Origin of the sequence: Actinomadura parmotrematis, from assembly GCF_019458805.1 — a bacterium.
GTDB lineage: Bacteria > Actinomycetota > Actinomycetes > Streptosporangiales > Streptosporangiaceae > Spirillospora > Spirillospora parmotrematis.
In genome coordinates this window covers 1-16,543 of record NZ_JAIBOA010000022.1, presented here as the reverse complement: position 1 = coordinate 16,543, position 16,543 = coordinate 1, and the positions used below count along the sequence as shown (strand labels likewise).

The 16,543-nt window shown below is 73.7% G+C and carries 15 protein-coding genes; 7 read left to right on the top strand and 8 right to left on the bottom strand.

The window, feature by feature from the left end; genetic code table 11:
* The 5 genes from K1Y72_RS27930 to K1Y72_RS27910 all read right to left on the bottom strand — a co-directional run bounded on the left by K1Y72_RS27930 (nucleotide 1) and on the right by K1Y72_RS27910 (nucleotide 6,824).
* Nucleotides 1-843 (bottom strand): DUF4097 family beta strand repeat-containing protein, encoded by an 843-nt coding sequence (locus K1Y72_RS27930; protein WP_220169469.1) that lies wholly within the window; start codon nucleotides 841-843, stop codon nucleotides 1-3.
* A gap of 149 nt (nucleotides 844-992) precedes the next feature.
* On the bottom strand, nucleotides 993-1,184 hold the full coding sequence (locus K1Y72_RS27925; RefSeq protein WP_220169468.1) for a DUF6104 family protein: 192 nt from the start codon (nucleotides 1,182-1,184) through the stop codon (nucleotides 993-995).
* 100 nt (nucleotides 1,185-1,284) lie between these two features.
* On the bottom strand, nucleotides 1,285-5,007 hold the full coding sequence (locus tag K1Y72_RS27920) for a multifunctional oxoglutarate decarboxylase/oxoglutarate dehydrogenase thiamine pyrophosphate-binding subunit/dihydrolipoyllysine-residue succinyltransferase subunit (RefSeq protein ID WP_220169467.1): 3,723 nt from the start codon (nucleotides 5,005-5,007) through the stop codon (nucleotides 1,285-1,287).
* 140 nt (nucleotides 5,008-5,147) lie between these two features.
* Entirely contained in the window at nucleotides 5,148-5,816 is a 669-nt protein-coding gene (locus tag K1Y72_RS27915; protein ID WP_220169466.1) for an AIM24 family protein, read from the bottom strand.
* Between the two features lie 81 nt (nucleotides 5,817-5,897).
* Nucleotides 5,898-6,824 (bottom strand): glutathione S-transferase family protein, encoded by a 927-nt coding sequence (locus K1Y72_RS27910; RefSeq protein ID WP_258573997.1) that lies wholly within the window; start codon nucleotides 6,822-6,824, stop codon nucleotides 5,898-5,900.
* An 84-nt stretch (nucleotides 6,825-6,908) separates the two neighbouring features.
* Here K1Y72_RS27910 and K1Y72_RS27905 point away from each other — a divergent pair, with 84 nt between their 5' ends.
* Nucleotides 6,909-7,577 (top strand): DedA family protein, encoded by a 669-nt coding sequence (locus K1Y72_RS27905; RefSeq protein ID WP_220169465.1) that lies wholly within the window; start codon nucleotides 6,909-6,911, stop codon nucleotides 7,575-7,577.
* 33 nt (nucleotides 7,578-7,610) lie between these two features.
* Here K1Y72_RS27905 and K1Y72_RS27900 read toward each other — a convergent pair whose 3' ends face one another.
* Complete coding sequence (locus tag K1Y72_RS27900) at nucleotides 7,611-8,651, bottom strand: NAD(P)H-dependent amine dehydrogenase family protein (RefSeq protein WP_220169464.1); 1,041 nt, start codon at nucleotides 8,649-8,651, stop codon at nucleotides 7,611-7,613.
* A gap of 269 nt (nucleotides 8,652-8,920) precedes the next feature.
* Between K1Y72_RS27900 and K1Y72_RS27895 the strand changes: the two genes are divergently transcribed.
* Together K1Y72_RS27895 and K1Y72_RS27890 are read left to right on the top strand one after the other, a co-directional pair.
* Nucleotides 8,921-9,823 (top strand): SDR family oxidoreductase, encoded by a 903-nt coding sequence (locus K1Y72_RS27895; protein ID WP_220169463.1) that lies wholly within the window; start codon nucleotides 8,921-8,923, stop codon nucleotides 9,821-9,823.
* A gap of 4 nt (nucleotides 9,824-9,827) precedes the next feature.
* Complete coding sequence (locus K1Y72_RS27890; RefSeq protein ID WP_220169462.1) at nucleotides 9,828-10,622, top strand: enoyl-CoA hydratase/isomerase family protein; 795 nt, start codon at nucleotides 9,828-9,830, stop codon at nucleotides 10,620-10,622.
* Between the two features lie 73 nt (nucleotides 10,623-10,695).
* Here K1Y72_RS27890 and K1Y72_RS27885 read toward each other — a convergent pair whose 3' ends face one another.
* A complete protein-coding gene (locus K1Y72_RS27885) occupies nucleotides 10,696-11,541 on the bottom strand; it encodes a sirohydrochlorin chelatase (protein ID WP_220169461.1) in 846 nt (281 codons plus the stop codon).
* Between the two features lie 330 nt (nucleotides 11,542-11,871).
* Here K1Y72_RS27885 and K1Y72_RS27880 point away from each other — a divergent pair, with 330 nt between their 5' ends.
* Genes K1Y72_RS27880 through K1Y72_RS27865 form a run of 4 tightly spaced genes read left to right on the top strand, consistent with a single transcriptional unit; the run spans nucleotide 11,872 to nucleotide 15,832 of the window.
* On the top strand, nucleotides 11,872-14,388 hold the full coding sequence (locus K1Y72_RS27880; protein ID WP_308287257.1) for a sensor histidine kinase: 2,517 nt from the start codon (nucleotides 11,872-11,874) through the stop codon (nucleotides 14,386-14,388).
* On the top strand, nucleotides 14,385-14,837 hold the full coding sequence (locus K1Y72_RS27875; RefSeq protein WP_220169460.1) for a roadblock/LC7 domain-containing protein: 453 nt from the start codon (nucleotides 14,385-14,387) through the stop codon (nucleotides 14,835-14,837). Before K1Y72_RS27880 ends, K1Y72_RS27875 begins: the two co-directional genes overlap by 4 nt.
* A 1-nt stretch (nucleotide 14,838) precedes the next feature.
* Nucleotides 14,839-15,246, top strand: coding sequence for a DUF742 domain-containing protein (locus K1Y72_RS27870; RefSeq protein ID WP_220169459.1), 408 nt, complete (start codon nucleotides 14,839-14,841; stop codon nucleotides 15,244-15,246).
* The gene (locus tag K1Y72_RS27865; RefSeq protein ID WP_220169458.1) at nucleotides 15,227-15,832 is read left to right on the top strand and encodes a GTP-binding protein; all 606 of its coding nucleotides are present in this window, start codon (nucleotides 15,227-15,229) and stop codon (nucleotides 15,830-15,832) included. The genes K1Y72_RS27870 and K1Y72_RS27865 overlap by 20 nt, the downstream gene beginning before the upstream one ends.
* Before the next feature lie 44 nt (nucleotides 15,833-15,876).
* On the opposite strand, the gene K1Y72_RS27860 is transcribed toward K1Y72_RS27865, so the two are convergent.
* Nucleotides 15,877-16,543: cupin domain-containing protein (locus K1Y72_RS27860; protein ID WP_220169457.1), on the bottom strand; the 667-nt coding region annotated here is incomplete at its 5' end.

The window sequence follows — 16,543 nt, the reverse complement described above, 5'->3', positions numbered from 1 at the left end:
TCACTTCTCCGTTCGCGGGGTGGTGGTGCCGCCGGCGCCGCCGTCCTCCCGCGCCCCGCCGGGGCGGTGCAGGAGGGTGACGCCGCCGGAGACGGTCTGCACGGCGAGCCGGCCGGAGCCGTCGCCGAGCCGGCCGGACAGGTGCCGGGCGGCGGGCCGCGCGTCCCGGTCCAGCCCGGCGAAGGTGCTGTTGATCTCCCCGGCCGCCGAGTTCAGCGACACCCGCGCGCCGGTGGAGTCCGGGACGCGCAGGGTGACCTCGCCGGTCACCGTGTTGACCTCGATCCGGCCGGCCGCGCCGAGCGCCACGTCGGCGGCGATCCGGCCGCTCACCGAGCGGGCCGCCAGCCGGGCCAGGGTGCCGCCGGCGAGCGACAGGTCGCCCGACAGCGAGGTGAAGGCGACCGAGCCGTCCAGGCCCTGCGCCTCGACCGCGCCCGACACGGTGTTGGCGTCCACCGCGCCGGTGACGCCGTCCAGGGTGACCAGGCCGGACGCGGACTTGATCGAGGTGCGGGCGGCGAGGCCGCTGACGACCGCGTCGGCCGAGACCAGGTTCAGCGTCACCGGGCACTCGCGCGGCACGGTGACGGTGATGTCGGCGCGCACCCTGCTCGCGCCGAACCAGCCGAGCACCCCTTCGAGCAGGCGCTCGTGGCCGATGGTGAGCATGCCGGCCTCGTGCGTCACGGTGAGCGGCTGCCCCCGCACCTCGGCCACGGTGAGGGACGGGCGCTCGTCGGTGGCGAGCACCGAGACGCTGCCCGCGACGAGGGTCGCGCGCAGCGCGACCGCCCCGTCGAAGTCCAGGGTGGCCGGTTCGTCGATGGTCCAACGCGCCATCTCGTCATGCCTTTCGTCGGGGCGCCGGGAGCGGGGCGGGCGGGAACCCCCGCCTCTCACACGATATGTCGCGTTGACCAGAAGTCAAGATGTATCGCGTTGTGCGGGTGGGCCCTCCTCGGGCGGTGCCCCGGGCGGGCCGTCCCCCGTCAGAAGCCGTCGTCCTCGTCCTCGGCGTCGTCCAGCCGCGCCAGCCAGGTCGCCAGCCGCTCGACGGGCGTCTCGAACTCGGGGTTCAGGTCCACGAACTCGCGGAGCCGCTCGGCGAGCCACGCCAGGCTGACCGACTCCTCGCCGCGCCGCTCGGTCAGCTCCTCGATGCCCCGATCGGTGAAGTACATCAGCGTTCGCCCTCTCTGGCGGCCTGTCGCCGCCGCAATGCCGAGGGCTCCGGTGCGCGTCCGCGCACCGGAGCCCTCGGGCCGTCCTCCCGCTTCCCCGCTACTCGGCGTCGCCGAACAGCCGGCCGAGCAGCGCCTCCTGCTCGGCCTGGTGCAGCTTGGCCGACCCCACCGCGGGCGAGGACGACGCCGGGCGCGACACCCGGGTCATCGTCAGGCCCTCGATGTGGTGCGGCAGCTTCAGCGCCATGAACGGCCAGGCGCCCATGTTCGCCGGCTCGTCCTGCACCCACACGACCTCGACGCCGGCCGGGTACTTGGCGAGCTCGGCCTTGATCTCGTCGACCGGCGGCGGGTACAGCCGCTCGACCCGCACGACCGCGGTGTCGGTCGCGCCGGCCGCGTCGCGGGCGTGCGCCACGTCGTAGTAGATCTTGCCGGTGGTGAGCAGCACCCGCCGCACGCCGTCCGGCGCCACGTCGGGGCTCGACTCGGGGATGACCGGCTGGAACGCGCCGCCGGTGACCTGCTCGACCGACGACGTCGCCGCCTTCAGCCGCAGCAGCGACTTCGGCGTGAACACGACCAGCGGCTTGCCGCGGCCCGACAGCACCTGCCAGCGCAGCAGGTGGAAGTAGTTCGCCGGGGTGGTCGGGTAGGCCACCGTCATGTTGTCCTGCGCGCACATCTGCAGGTAGCGCTCGATGCGCGCGGACGAGTGGTCCGGCCCCTGGCCCTCGTAGCCGTGCGGCAGCAGCAGCACGACGCTGGAGCGCTGGCCCCACTTCTGCTCGCCGGAGGAGATGTACTCGTCCAGCACCGACTGGGCGCCGTTGGCGAAGTCGCCGAACTGCGCCTCCCACGCCACCAGCGCGTCGGGGCGGGTCATCGAGTAGCCGTACTCGAAGCCCATCGCGGCGTACTCGCTGAGCAGCGAGTCGTGCACGTAGAACTTCGAGACGCCCTGGCCGAACTGCTTGAGCGGCGTGTACTCCTCGCCGGTCCGCCGGTCCACCAGCACCGCGTGCCGCTGGCCGAAGGTGCCGCGGCGCGAGTCCTGGCCGACGAGCCGGACGGGCCGCCCGTCGATCAGCAGCGAGCCGACCGCGAGGAGCTCGCCGGTCGCCCAGTCGATCGCGTCGTCCTCGATGGACTGCACGCGGCGCTGCAGGATCGGCTGGAGGCGCGGGTGCACGACGAAGCCGTCGGGCAGCGTCACCTGCGTGTCGATGATCTGCTTGACCGTCTCCGGGGAGATCGCGGTGCCCGCCGACCCGTGGTCGATCGGGATGCGCTCCTCGACGTCGGGCTTCACGACCGAGCCCGGTTCGAGGGGCTTCTTGGCCGCCTCCCGGGTCTCGGTGAAGGCGCGCTCCAGCTGCTCCTGGTAGTCGCGGAGCGCGGCCTCGGCCTCCTCGACGGTGATGTCGCCGCGGCCGATCAGCGCCTCGGTGTAGAGCTTGCGGACCGAGCGCTTGGCGTCGATCAGGTCGTACATCAGCGGCTGGGTGAACGAGGGGTTGTCCGACTCGTTGTGGCCCCGGCGCCGGTAGCAGACCATGTCGATGACGACGTCCTTCTTGAACGTCTGCCGGTACTCGAAGGCCAGCTGCGCGACGCGCGCGCACGCCTCCGGGTCGTCGCCGTTGACGTGGAAGATCGGCGCCTGGATCATCCGGGCCACGTCGGTGGAGTACACGCTGGAGCGCGAGTACTCGGGCGCGGTGGTGAAGCCCACCTGGTTGTTGATCACCACGTGGACGGTGCCGCCGGTGCGGTAGCCGCGCAGCTGCGACAGGTTCAGCGTCTCGGCGACCACGCCCTGGCCGGCGAACGCGGCGTCGCCGTGGATGAGGATCGGCAGCACGCTGAAACCGGCCTCGCCGACGTCGAGGAGGTCCTGCTTGGCGCGGACGACGCCCTCCAGCACCGGGTCGACGGTCTCCAGGTGCGAGGGGTTGGCCACCAGCTCGGTGCGGATCTTGGAGCCGTCGGCGGCGACGAAGTCGCCCGCGGCGCCGAGGTGGTACTTCACGTCGCCCGAGCCCTGGGCGCTGCGCGGGTCGAGGTTGCCCTCGAACTCGCCGAAGATCTGCCCGTAGGACTTGCCGACGATGTTGGCGAGGACGTTCAGCCGGCCGCGGTGGGCCATGCCGATGACGACCTCGTCCAGGTGCTCCCGGGCGGCCGAGGAGATCACCGCGTCGAGCAGCGGGATGACCGACTCGCCGCCCTCCAGCGAGAACCGCTTCTGGCCGACGAACTTGGTCTGCAGGAACGTCTCGAACGCCTCGGCGCTGTTCAGCCGCCGCAGCACGTGGAGCTGCTCCTCGCGCGAGGGCTTGTCGTGCGGGACCTCGACGCGCTCCTGGATCCAGGCGCGCTCCTCGGGGTCCTGGATGTGCATGTACTCGATGCCGACGGTGCGGCAGTAGGCCATGCGCAGCACGCCGAGGATGTCGCGCAGCTTCATCGTCGGCTCGCCGCCGAACCCGCCGGTCGCGAACTCGCGCTCCAGGTCCCACAGGGTGAGGCCGTGCTGGAGGATGTCGAGGTCGGGGTGGCGGCGCTGCTTGTACTCCAGCGGGTCGGTGTCGGCCATGAGGTGGCCGCGGACCCGGTAGGCGTGGATCAGCTCGTGGACGCGCGCGACCTTGGCCACGTCGTCGTCGTGGCTGGTGGAGATGTCCTTGACCCAGCGGACCGGCTCGTAGGGGATCCGCAGGGCCTCGAAGATGTCGTCGTAGAACCCGTCCTCGCCGAGCAGCAGCAGGTGGATGCGGCGGAGGAAGTCGCCGGACTGGGCGCCCTGGATGATCCGGTGGTCGTAGGTCGAGGTGACCGTCATGACCTTGGAGATGCCCATCCGGGCGAGGGTGTCCTCGGAGGCGCCGGCGAACTCGGCCGGGTACTCCATCGCGCCGACGCCGATGATCGTGCCCTGGCCGGGCATCAGCCGCGGCACCGAGTGCACGGTGCCGATGGTGCCCGGGTTCGTCAGGCTGATCGTGGTGCCCTGGTAGTCCTCGATCGTCAGCTTGTTGCCGCGCGCCTTGCGGACGATCTCCTCGTAGGCGGCCCAGAACTGGCGGAAGTCCAGCGTCTCGGCGGCCTTGATGCTCGGCACCACCAGCTGCCGGGTGCCGTCGTCCTTCTGCAGGTCGATGGCCAGGCCGAAGTTGACGTGCTCGGGCTTGACCAGCACCGGCTTGCCGTCGACCTCGGTGTAGGCGGCGTTCATCTCCGGCATCGCCGCGAGCGCCTTGACGATCGCGTACCCGATGAGGTGGGTGAAGGAGACCTTGCCCCCGCGCCCGCGCTTCAGGTGGTTGTTGATGACGATGCGGTTGTCGATCAGCAGCTTCGCCGGGACGGCGCGCACGCTCGTCGCCGTCGGGACCGCGAGGCTCGCCTCCATGTTGGTGGCGGTCCGCGCCGCCACGCCGCGCAGCCGGACCTCCTCGGCGCCCGCCGGCACCGGCGTCGGCTTCGACGCGGGCCTGCCGGCGGCGGCCTTCGGCTCGGCCTTGGCGGCCGGGGCCTTGGCCGCGGGGGCGGGCGCGGACTGCTGCTGCGGTGTCGGCGGAGCGGCCGCGCCCCCCTTGGCGCCGTCGGTGTTCGCCTTCGGCGCATCCTGGGCAGGACCACTGGACGCGGACGGCCGGGAGCCCGGCCGGTAGTCCGCGAAGAAGTTCCACCAGGCTTCGTCCACCGAGGAGGGGTCTTCGAGGTACTTCTGGTACAGCTCGTCGACCAGCCACTCGTTGGCACCGAAGTCGGTCAGTCGGGGGTCGGCACTAGTTTGCGACGACTCTGTCGACACGGCGGAGATCGCCCTCTTCCGCAGCTCGCAGGTGAGTTCTGAGACGAGTCAAGGCTACTCGCCTCGAGGCGCGGACACGCCAGCGCGAGACGATCTCCGCCGGCACGGATGTTCCAGCGGTGCTCGCGGCGCGCGAGGGCTCAGTGGGTGTGCGGGGCGACCGTCGGGCCCTCGCTGGCCTGCACCAGGACGAAGCCCTGCCCCTGGAACGCCAGCTGCATGGCCTCGCCGCTGCCCCGCCCGATGAGCGCCGCCGCCTTCATGGTGCGGTTGACGCCGACCTGGAGGCTCGTCGACCACGCCACGGCGGACTGCCCGTCGGCGAACGTCGGCGCGCGGCTCGCGTCCAGCATCACCGGCGCCCCGTGGGTGTGCAGCGCGACCCAGCCGGTGCCGCCGATGGTGGTGTTGAACAGGCCGCCCGCCGCGATCCCGGCGCCCTGCACCCGCTGGACGTCGGTCTGCAGGTGCGCGTCGTAGGCCAGGATGTTGGCCCCGTTCACGGTGAGCTGCTCGTTCTCCAGGTAGAACAGGTGCAGGTCCTCGGCGTTGTGGGCGAGGAACAGCAGGCCCTGACCGCGGGCGCGCATGAGCGGCGCCCCCTCGCCGGTCAGGGCCTTCTTCAGGAACTTGCCGACGCCGCCGGCCCCCTGGTACTCGAAGTCCATCTGCCCCTGGAAGGCGACCATCGCCCCCTGGCGGGCGATGACGTCCCCGTTGAGCTGGACGCGGAGCATCTTGGAATTCTGCAGGGCGAAATTCCCGGGCACCTGCCCCTGGTCGAGGTTGCCGAAGAACTGGCTGCGCATCGCGGTGGGCCTCTCAAGACACGGATCGGTACGCCGCGGGCGGCGCCGCGGAGATCGCCAGCCTAGGGGGAGGCCCGGACATCAGCGGAGGTTCCAGTCGATCTCGGGGCCGATCGGCACCACGCCCGTCGGGTTCACGTTGCGCTGCGTCACGTAGTAGTGCCGCTTGATCTGGTCGAGGTCGGTCGTCTCGCCGAAAGCGGGGATCGCGTGCAGCTCGCGGGCGTAGCGCCACAGGTTGGGGTGGTCGACGAGGCGCCGGACGTTGCACTTGAAGTGGGAGTAGTAGACGGCGTCGAACCGGGCGAGCGTCGGGTAGAGGCGGACGTCGGCCTCGGTGAGGTCGTCGCCGAACAGGAACCGGCGGTCTGACAGCCGTTCTTCCAGCCGGTCCAAAGTGGCGAAAAGGGCCCGCGCGGCGTCCTCGTAGGCGCCCTGCTCCTTGGCGAAGCCGGCCTTGTAGACACCGTTGTTGACGGTGGCGTAGACCAGCGCGTTGAGTTCGTCGATCTCGCCGCGCAGCGCCTGCGGGTACAGGTCGGGCGCGCCGGGCGCGTGCCAGGCGGCGAAGGCGGTCTCGAAGGTCGTGGTGATCTCGGGGAAGTCGTTGGTGACGAGCCGCCCGGTGGCGGTGTCCCAGACGCAGGGGACGGTGTAGCGGCCGTCGAAGGAGGGGTCGGTGGCCAGGTACAGCTCCGACAGGAAGGACGCGCCGGTCACCGGGTCGGGCTCGGGGAAGCGCCAGCCGCGCTCGTCGCGGATCGGGTCGACGACGCCGACCGGGATCGCCTCCTCCAGGCCGAGCAGCCGCCGCACGATGAGGGTGCGGTGCGCCCACGGGCAGGCGTAGGACACGAACAGCCGGTAGCGGCCCGGCTCGGCGGGGAACTCCGCCCCCGGGTCCGCGCTGATTTTGGCGGTGAAGCGGTTGGCCTGGCGCACGAACGCGCCGCCCCCGCCGAACTCCGCGTTCTTCATGATCCGGTCTTCGGTGCTGGTCTCGTCCATGCTGGGGTCCTTCCCTGAAGTAGGGGGGCGGCCTCCGACCTGAGGCGGATACCGGGGCGCGCCCCGCCGATTACGATTGCGGTCATGCTGGAGAACTTCAACGCCCTGGTCGACGGGTTGCCGCCGGCGCTGGTCTACCTGCTGATCGCCTTCCTGGTGTTCGCCGAGGCGGCGCTGTTCTTCGGCTTCGTCTTCCCCGGCGAGACCGCCATCGTGGTCGGCGGCCTGCTGGCCAGCCAGGGCGAGCTGTCGTTGCCGCTGCTGCTGGTGATCGGGGTGGTCGCCGCCGTCGTCGGCGACTCGGTCGGCTACGAGATCGGCAAGAAGTACGGGAGCCGGCTGCTGGACACGCGGCCGATGCGCAAGCACGCCGTCAAGGTCGCCTCGGCCCAGGACCTCATCCGGCGCCGCGGCGCGTTCGCGGTGTTCATCGGGCGCTTCACCGCGCTGCTGCGCGCGCTCATGCCCGCCCTGGTCGGCAGCTCGCGGATGCCCTACCCGAAGTTCCTGCTGTTCAATTTCCTCGGCGGCCTGTCCTGGGTGCTGATCTTCGGGTTCGGCGGCTACTACGCGGGCGCCGCGTTCGAGCACGCCGCCCAGATCGCCGGGCGGGGGCTGGCGATCGGGCTGGCCGTCGCGGCGGTCGTCGCGATCGCGGTGTGGAGCGTGCGGCGGCACCGCCGCGAGCGGGCCGTGGAGGGGGCCGCCGAGACGGGCCGCCCGGCCGAGCCCGCCGTCACCGACGCCGGCTGACGGCGCCGGGCGACGGCGCCCGGCCGGTCCGGCTCAGCGGAGCAGCCGCCCGGTGACGGGCGGCAGGTCCAGCACGGTGCGGATGCCCGGCGGCGCGGCGCAGACGACGGGGACGGCGTTCAGCGCGTGCGCGGCGGCCGCGGCGACGCCGCTGGAGACCCAGTCCTCGCCGGTGGTGAGGGTGATCGACGGGCGGCCGTCGACCCGCACCGCGTACCCGGGGCCGCCCCACTCGGGCATCCGGACCGCGTCGGCCTTGTGGACCGCCTCCACCGTCAGCACCGGTCGGCCGCCCGCCATCCCCGAGAAGCGCCAGCGCGCCGCCGCGACGGTGCCGGCCGGGACGGTGCCCGCGGCGATCTCCAGGTCGGCGGGGGCGAGGCGGTGGTCGACGTCGACGTCCACCTCGTCGAGCTCGGCGCCGAGACCCGCCGCGACCAGGTGCAGGCTCTCGGCGAACAGCGCCCGCATCGCGGCCCGCGCGGGCCGCAGGGCGCTCAGGTAGTCCTCCTCGCTCTTGCCGAAGCCGAGGGTGTCGTGCACCATCCGCCAGGACGGGTGGGCGGCGAGGCAGGAGCACTCGCGCGCGTAGACGTGGCTGATCTGCTTGGACAGGCCGGACAGCGTCAGCGGCATCAGGTCGGCCATGAAGCCGGGGTTCACGCCGGTGCCGTGCAGCGAGCTGCCGCCGCGCGCGCAGGCCGCCTCCAGCTCGGCGACGAGGCCGGGGCCGTGCGCCGCGGGGTAGACGTAGCCGTTGGTGGCGATCACGTTCTTGCCCGACGCCAGCAGCGCGCAGACGGTCGGCAGGTCGTCCAGCGGCGCGCCGTGCGGGCCGGGCGCGTAGACGACGCAGTCGGCGTCGCAGGCCAGCACGTCCGCCGGGTCGCCGGTGGCGGCCAGGCCGACCGGGTCGCGGCCGGCGAGCGTCCCGGCGTCCCGGCCGACCTTGCCGGGGTCGTAGACGAGGACGGCGGCGAGCTCCAGGCCGGGGTGGTCGAGGACGCCGCGGATGGCGCTGCGGCCGAGCGATCCGGCGGCCCACTGCACGACGCGGAGGGGACGAGGGCTCATGGGGTGGGGTCTCCGTGCTCTGCTGGGGCGGGCGGGGCGGACGAGCGGCGGCGGGGGAGACGTGACGAGGAGCGTACGCCGCCGCACCGCCGGACGGCCGCCCCCCGCGGCGACTTTCGGGCGGTTCCGCGCCGGTTTCGCGCCGGTTTCCTGGGCGAACGGGAAAAACCCGGGGGCGAAGCCGAGCGGGATTCGGTCTTCGTGGTACTTCTGGGTGACCCGCGGGTAATCGCCCGGGGACGCAGCCGCTGCGACATGAGGAGAGCAGGATGTCGGAACTGCGCTATGACGGCCGGGTCGCGGTCGTCACCGGGGCCGGCCACGGCCTCGGCCGCCAGCACGCGCTGGAGCTGGCCGCCCGCGGCGCCAAGGTCGTGGTGAACGACCTCGGCGGCGACCGGTCCGGCGTCGGCGCCTCGGCCGGACCGGCCCAGGACGTCGTCGAGGAGATCGTCAAGAACGGCGGCGAGGCCGTCGCCGACGCCGGCAACGTCGCCACCCCCGAGGGCGCGTCCGGCCTGATCAAGACGGCGGTGGACGCCTTCGGCAAGGTCGACGTCGTCATCAACAACGCGGGCATCCTGCGCGACAAGTCGTTCAAGAACATGAGCGTCGACGAGTTCGACGCGGTCATCGCGGTGCACCTGCGCGGCTCGTTCCTGGTGTCCAGCGCCGCCTGGTCGCACCTGCGCGAGCAGGGCTACGGCCGCATCGTCAACACCTCGTCGCCGGCCGGCCTGTTCGGCAACTTCGGCCAGGCCAACTACGCGACGGCGAAGATGGGCCTCGTCGGGTTCACCAAGACGCTCGCGCACGAGGGCGCCAAGTACAACATCAAGGCCAACGCGATCGCCCCGGTCGCCTGGACCCGGATGACCGAGGACCTGCTGCCCGCCGACTTCGCCGAGAAGGTCGGCGTGGACCAGGTGACGCCGCTCGTCGCCTACCTGGCGCACGAGGAGAACCCCGACAGCGGCCAGGTCTACACCGTCGGCGGCGGCCGCATCGCCAAGATCTTCGTGGCGGAGGGCCCCGGCTACGGGCAGCAGGAGACCCTCACCGTCGAGGCCGTCCGGGACAACTGGGCGGCGATCAACTCGGCCGACCCGCTCACCGTGTTCGCCAACGTCGGCGAGCAGATGGGCCCGATGATCCAGCTGCTCACCTCCTGACGCCTTGGGCGACCTGCGGATCGACCGGCGGGACGGGGTGCTCACGATCACCCTGTCCCGCCCGGAGCGGCTGAACGCCGTCACCGCGGACCTGACCGAGGAGATGCTCGACGTCCTCAACGAGCTGATGCGCGACGCCGCGACCCGCGTCGTCGTGCTCACCGGCGAGGGCCGCGGCTTCTGCTCGGGCATGGACCTCGGCGGCGGCGACCCGGGCGGCGGCGGCGAGGGCCGCGCCCAGCGCATCTACCGCGGCATCGCGCGCGGCGGCGAGGTGACGGCGCGGCTGCGGGAGATCCCGCAGCCGGTCATCGCGGCGCTGCACGGGCCGGTGGCCGGGATGGGCGTCTCCTGGGCGCTCGCCTGCGACCTGCGGGTCGCCGACCCCACCACCCGGTTCGTGGTGCCCTTCACCGACCTCGGCCTGTCGGCGGGCGACTGCGGCCTGTCCTGGCTGCTGCCCCGGCTCGTCGGCCCCGCGCGGGCCGCCGAGATCTGCTACCGGGCGCAGCGCCTGGACGTCGCGCGCGCGCACGAGCTCGGCCTCGTCACCGAGCTGGCGGCGAAGGGCGAGGACGTGGCGGGCGCGCAGGCGCTCGCCGACGAGCTGCTCGCCCGGTCCCCCTACGGGCTGCGCCGCACCAAGGAGCTGCTCAACGTGTCCCTGGACGCGCCGGGGCTCCGGCAGCAGCTCGCGATGGAGACCGGCGTGCAGACGCTGGCGTTCTTCACCGAGGACCTCGCCGAGGGCATGACCGCGACGGTGGAGAAGCGGCGTCCGGAGTTCCGGAACCGCTAGCCGGGAACGCGCGCGGGGCTTCCCGGCGGCCGTGGAGCGGGCCGCCGGGAAGCCCCGCGCGCGTTGCGGACCGTCAGCCCGACAGGGCGCCGGCGAGGGCCTCGGTGTAGCGGAGCGCGGCGAGGCGGGCGAGCGCGGGGTGCGCGCCGAGCGGCGCCGCGCAGCCCGCGCCGATGGCGCCGGTCGCCGGGCCGAGCAGCTCGGCCTCCGGCTCGTGGCCGATCAGGTGCGGCGCGATCGCCACGTTGGTCACCCCGGAGGCGCGCAGCTGGTCGGCGGCGCGGCGGGTCGCCGCCTCGTCGCGGAGCGGCGTGGTGAACACCGGGCAGGCGAGCCGGGAGGCCAGCAGCACGCTGCTCACCTCGGCCTGCTGCGCGGCCGCGTAGTCGCCGGGCGTGACGACGACCACGCCGCCCGCCTCGGTCACCATCGTCATCATCCGGACGCGGTCGGCGCGGGCGAGGCCCGCGTCGGCCAGCCGGTCGTGCAGCGCCTCGGCGATGAGCGGGTGCGGGCCGAGCGCCTCGGCGGCCACCACCGGCACCTGGGCGGAGGCCGCCAGGTGCCGCACGGCGCCGTCCACGCCCGGGTCGGGCACGGTGGTCAGCGGGACCACGACCGCCGCCGGCTCGTCCGGCCGCTGCTGCCGCAGCCCGGCGAGCAGCGGGCCGAGGGCCGACTCCTCGCCCTGGAGGTGCCCGACCAGGGCGGGCTGGCCGGTGTGCTCCAGCTCCACCAGCCGGGCGATCTCGGCCGCGATGCCCGCGCCGGCGCTGCGGGCGGGCCCGGGGACGGCGAGGACCAGTGCGGGGGAGCCGGGGGGCAGCAGGAACGATTCGTCGCCGCGGTGCCGCCCGCCGCGGGGGGCGCGGCGGCGTCGCGACGGAAGTGCCTCGGATGCCTGGCTTTCTGGACTCACGGCGGGAATCGTAACGCTGTCGGTGGTGAACCGGAGATTCCACCGCTCGTCAGGAGTGAACTGTGACCCGATCGCCGTCCTGGAAGATGGCGACTTTTGTTGACGAAAGCTGGAAATCTCGGCGGATGGCCGTTGCGTCGCGCGGACCGCGATACTCCTGATCGGCGGACGTAGTAGGCTCCCGCAGACCCCCGCACATCCCGCATCGGGAGGTTTTCCTGGCATGGTTCTGCGAATGCTGGCAAAAGCCCCTATGGACCGCGCGGTCCGCGAGCCGTGATCCGCCGCCGCCTCTCCACCATCCGCACGAGGATCACGATCCTGACCCTCGTGCCGCTCGCCTCCCTGGTCGCGCTGTGGAGCTTCACCACCGCGATCAGCTTCCAGGAGGCGCGGAACCTGCTGCGGAGCGACCAGTTCCAGCGCACCGTCGTGCTGCCCGTGCAGGCCACCGTCGACGCGCTCCAGAAGGAGCGCCGCCTGTCGGCCTGGTACGTCGGGGCCGGCAAGGGGGCCGACGGCGCCGCGCTGCGCGCCCAGCGCGCGGCGACCGACCGGACGCGCAGGATCGTGCAGGAGAACGTCGAGCAGGGCCGGGCCCGGAACTCGACCAAGACGCGCGTCCGCCAGCGCCTCGACGAGCTGGTCCGCAGCCTCGGCCGCCTCAGCGTCGTGCGCGGCGCGGTCGACGAGCACCGCGCGGACCGCGACAAGGTGGTGGCCGACTACACCGGCATCGTCGACGCCGGCTTCGCGGTCTTCCAGCAGGTCTCGCCGGACGATGGCCGGATCACCTCCGACGCGCGCACCCTCGCCTCCATCGGCCGCACCCACGAGTTCCTCGCCCGCGAGGACGCGGTGCTGAGCGGCGCCCTCGCGGCCGGGCGGCTGTCGGCCGCCGAGCGCGACCAGTTCGCCCAGCTCGTCGGCGCCCGCCGGCTGCTGTCGGAGGACGCGACGGCCGGCCTGAACGAGACCGACGTCGCCCGCTACCGCGCGCTGCACGCCTCGACCGAGGCGGTGCGGCTGCGCAAGCTGGAGGACGCCGTCGTCGCCGGCCCGGCGAAGGCCCGCGCCCCGCGCGCGCCCGGGACCGCCGGCGCGCCCGGGACGTCCGTCGGGCCGGTGTCCAACATCGGCGTGCAGGCGGCGGACTGGCGGGCGAGCGCCGACGCCGTCCAGCGGGACCTGTTCGCCTTCGAGGACCAGGTGCTGAAGGGCATCACCGAGCGGGCGCAGGGCATCGCCATCGGCGTGTTCGTGCGGCTCGGCATCGCGGGCGGCCTCGGCCTCCTGGCGGTCGTGCTGTCCTCGGTGCTCGCCTGGCGCGTCGCGCGCCGGCTGGTCCGCGAGTGCCGCACCCTCGCCTCGGGGGTGGTGGACTTCGCCACCCGGCAGCTGCCGCGGCTCGCCGACCGGGTCCGCTCCGGCGAGGAGCCCGCGGTGTCCGGGCCCGACCCGGTGTTCCGGCTCCGCGAGATCCAGCAGATCTCCGACTCCTTCACCCGCACCCGCGACGCCGTCCTCGTCGCGGCCGCGGGCGAGATCGCCGCGCGGCGCGGCCTCAGCGAGGTGTTCGTCAACCTCGCCCGCCGCAACCAGGCGCTGCTGCACCGCCAGCTCAGCCTGCTGGACGCGATGGAGCGGCGCATCGACGACCCCTCCGAGCTCGCCGACCTGTTCCGCCTGGACCACCTCGCCACCCGCATGCGCCGCCACGCCGAGGGCCTGGTCATCCTCGCCGGCAAGTCCGCCGGGCGCGGCTGGCGGAAGCCGGTGCCGCTGGTGGACGTGGTGCGCGGCGCCGTCGCCGAGGTCGAGGACTACCCGCGGGTGCGGGTGCAGCCGCTGCCGCGCATCGCGCTGCGCGGCTCGGCCGTCGCCGACGTCATCCACCTGCTGGCCGAGCTGGTGGAGAACGCCACCACCTTCTCGCCGCCGCAGTCGCCGGTGCTGGTCAGCGGGCACGCCGTCGGGCACGGCTACGTCATCGAGATCGAGGACCGCGGGCTCGGCATGGACGAGCAGCAGGTGCGCGACGCCAACGCCAAGCTCGCCGACGCGCCCGAGTTCGACCCGGCCGACAGCGCCCAGCTCGGCCTGTTCGTGGTGGCGCGGCTCGCCGAGCGGCACGACGTGCGGGTCACGCTGCGGCCGTCGCCCTACGGCGGCACGACCGCGATCGTGCTGATCCCCGCGTCGCTGATCGTGGCGGACGCCGACGCCGAGCCGGCGCCGCGCCGCGCCGCGACCGGGCCGATGAAGGTGCTCGCCGGGCCGCAGAGCCCCGCCCTGCCGGTCGAGGCCGGTGCGGGCGCGGGCGAGGGGCCGGTGCGGCTGGTCGCCGACCTCGCCGTCGAGACGGTGCCCGCCGAGCCCGTCCCGGACGAGGCGCCCGCTCCGGCGCCGGCCTCCGCGGAGCAGGCCGAGCCCGGACCGCCCGAGCTCACCGCCGACGGGCTGCCGCGCCGCCGCCGCCAGGCCAACCTGGCGCCGGAGCTGCGCGAGCGCGTGGACGCGCGGCTGGCCGCCGAGAACGGGCAGCGCGCCGGGGACCGTCCGGGCGGCGGCACGGGCGGGCACGCGGTGCCGGCCCGGCCCGCGCCGATGATGCCGCTGGCCGCCCCGACGCCGCCCGCACCGGCCGCGCCGCCCGCGGCCGGCCCGGCGCCGGCGGATCCGACGCGGACCGACCCGGGGACGCGCTCGCCCGAGGAGCTGAGGTCGATGATGTCGGCGATGCAGGCGGGCTGGCAGCGCGGAAGGCACGAATCCGGGCAAGATGGTGCCGGACGGGATGAACAGTCTCGATCCCACCCCGACCATCAGGAGGACGACCAGCGATGACACAACCCCAGCAGGTCCGGGGCTCCGACGCGGCCGGGGCGGCGGGCGCGGAGCTGAACTGGCTGCTCGACAGCCTGGTGCAGCGCGTCGCCCAGGTGCAGAACGCCGTCGTGCTGTCCAGCGACGGCCTGCGGATGGCGGCCTCCAGCGGCCTGGCCCGCGAGCAGTCCGACCACCTGTCGGCGGTCGCGGCGAGCTTCCAGAGCCTCGCCCGGGGCGCCGGGGAGTCCTTCGGCGGCGGCAGCGTCCGGCAGACCATCGTGGAGATGGAGTCGGCGTTCCTGTTCGTCACCGCGGCGGGCAGCGGGGCGTGCCTGGCGGTGCTCGCCGACGCGGGCGCCGACCTCGGGATCATCGCCTACGAGATGGCGATGCTGGTCACCCGCGTCGGCCAGCACCTGTCGGCGACGCCGCGGGTCGCCGCCGGCGAGGCCCCGGGCGGCGGCTGAGGTGTCGCCCGAGTCCGCCTGGTACGACGACGCCGCCGGCCCGGTGGTGCGTCCCTACGCGCTCACCGGAGGGCGCACGCACTACGCGGCCGAGTTCGACATGGTCGCCCTGATCGTCGCCCTGGCGCACCCCGCCGACCTGGCCGGACAGCACTCCGGGACGCCCGGCGCGGCGGCGGCGCAGTGGGCGCCGGACCCGGAACATGAAATGATCTTGGAGCTTTGCCGCACTCCGTTGTCGGTTGTCGAGATAGCGTCAGAGCTGGAACTGCCCCTCGGGGTCGTCCGGGTCCTGCTCGGCGACCTGCTCGACCGCTCGCTGATCGAGGTCCGAAGGCCCGCGCCGGTGGCCCAGTTCCCGAGCGAGCGCGTACTCAAGGAAGTGATCGATGGAATCCGTGCGCTCTGACCCCGGCCCCCAGGCCGGGGATTCCGCGCTGACGGTCAAGATCCTTGTCGCCGGCGGTTTCGGCGTCGGCAAGACCACCCTGGTCAGCGCGGTCAGCGAGATCCGGCCGCTGCGCACCGAGGAGGCGCTGACCGAGAAGAGCATCGGCGTCGACGACACCTCGGCCGTGCAGAACAAGACCACGACCACCGTCGCGATGGACTTCGGCCGCATCACGCTGCCGAACGGCCTGGTCCTGTTCGTCTTCGGCACCCCCGGCCAGGACCGCTTCTGGTTCATGTGGGACGAGCTGGCCAAGGGCGCCCTCGGCGCGGTCGTGCTCGTCGACACCCGCCGGCTCGCGGACTGCTTCCCCTCGGTGGACTACTTCGAGCGGCGCGGCGTGCCGTTCATCATCGGCGTCAACCGGTTCGACGGCGCCGGCCAGCACACCCCCGACCAGGTGCGCGACGCGCTCGACCTGTCCCCGGACATCCCGGTGGTCGACTGCGACGTGCGCGACCGCGAGTCCGCCAAGCAGGTGCTCATCACCCTCGTCGAGCACATCATGCGCACGATGAGCGGCCGCGGAGCGCTGACGCACTAGCCGGGCGAGCGCGCCCCGCCGGCCCTCGCCGGCCGGCGGGGCCCTCAGAGCGCGCGGAAGTCGGCGAAGTCGAAGCCGGGGGCGACGACGCAGCTGACGAGCACCTCGCGGTCGCCGGCGGGGCGGGCGGCCTGCCAGTGCCCGGCCGGGACGACCTGCTGCGGCACCTGCCCGGCGGCGAGGTCGGGGCCGAGCGCCACCGCGTCGGCGGTGTCGGGGCGGTCGCCGTCGCCGCCGAGCAGCAGCGTCAGCGGGCCGCCGGCGTGCCAGAGCCACACCTCGTCCGACCGCACCGCGTGCCAGATCGACTCCTCGCCGGGCGGCAGCAGGAAGTAGATGCCGGTCGCGGCGGCGCGCTCGCCGGGGTAGCCGGCCGGGGTCGACGCGGGCCCGGCCCGCCAGGTCTCCCGGTACCAGCCGCCCTCGGGGTGCGGCAGCAGGTCCAGGAGCTCGGCGGTGGCGGGCCGCTCCAGCAGCGCGACGTGCCGCCCGTCGGGGCCGCGCCGCAGGTAGCGGACGCGGACCGCGCGGGTGCGGTCGATGACGCCGGGCGACAGGCCCGGCCCGTCCAGGTCGACGGCGATGACCTGGCCGTCGGTGAACACCTCGTCGGCGAGGGCCAGCGCGTCGGGCACGTCGTCGGCGCCCCAGACCGCCCCCGCGTCTCCGAGGACGAACCGGGGGCCCGGCTGGGCGCGCCAGCCGTCGAGC